The following is a 795-nucleotide window of genomic DNA, read 5'->3' as shown; positions in this document are numbered from 1 at the left end:
ACCCGCCGTGGTACTCGACCTCCCACGGCGGGCGGCGCGGGGGCGATGGGTGCGGCGGCAGCGGTGGGTGCCGGTGTGGGCGCCGGGGGTACGGCGTCCGCCGCCGGGGGTGTCATGAGCGTGCCCCGCGCGGGGGTGGCCGCCGGGTGCTGGACCGGTGGGGCGGGTGCCCAGGGGCCCGGTTCGCCGTAGGGCGGGGTGCTGTAGGGATCCGGTTCGTGCAGCGGGCTGGGGCGCTCCGGCTTGGCCAGTTCGAAGTCGCCGTCCGGCATCGGTACGGCCGCCGCCCCCGCCGGCTCCGCCCCCGGCGCAACGCCGTTCCCCTCGTCCATGCTCTCCCCAAGCTGACCCGCGGCCCCGCGCTTGTGCGACGGCCCGGAACCTCGACTACCTGCCCGGATTCAACCAGGTCGCGGGCCCCGGCGCAGGGCCCCTCACGGCACCGGGTTCAGGGCGTCGGACGGGGCGTCGCCGGAGCGGCCAGGGGCGACACCAGCGGGGTGACGGACGCCGGAGGGCGCATGGGGTCGTGCGGGGCCGGATCGGGGCCGGGGTCGGACAGCATGCCCGGGACCATGGGCGCCGTGGACCACTTGCCCAGCGGCAGGTCCAGGGCCTTGTCCAGCGGGCGTATCAGCGGGGTCACGGCGTTCACGCCCGTCATCAGCGGTCCGGTGGCCCGGCCGCCGGTGTCCTTCGGCTGCCCGGCCGCGATGTCCGACGCGCCCGGCACCAGGGGCGCGGTCACGGCGGCCGTCGGTGCCGGGCGCCCCAGCGGTGTCCCGCCGCCCTGGG

At 78.1% G+C, this 795-nt stretch carries 2 pseudogenes; both read right to left on the bottom strand.

Features of this window, described 5'->3' with window-relative positions:
* A pseudogene (locus ACLF5H_RS37320) lies at positions 1-332 on the bottom strand (protease); the annotation flags it as partial.
* A gap of 116 nt (positions 333-448) precedes the next feature.
* Positions 449-795: pseudogene (locus ACLF5H_RS37315) on the bottom strand (hypothetical protein); the annotation flags it as partial.

The organism is Streptomyces sp. LaBMicrA B280 (genome assembly GCF_049222185.1).
Lineage (GTDB): Bacteria > Actinomycetota > Actinomycetes > Streptomycetales > Streptomycetaceae > Streptomyces > Streptomyces murinus.
The sequence above is the reverse complement of the archived record's forward strand: the minus strand, read 5'-3'. Positions and strand labels throughout refer to the sequence as shown.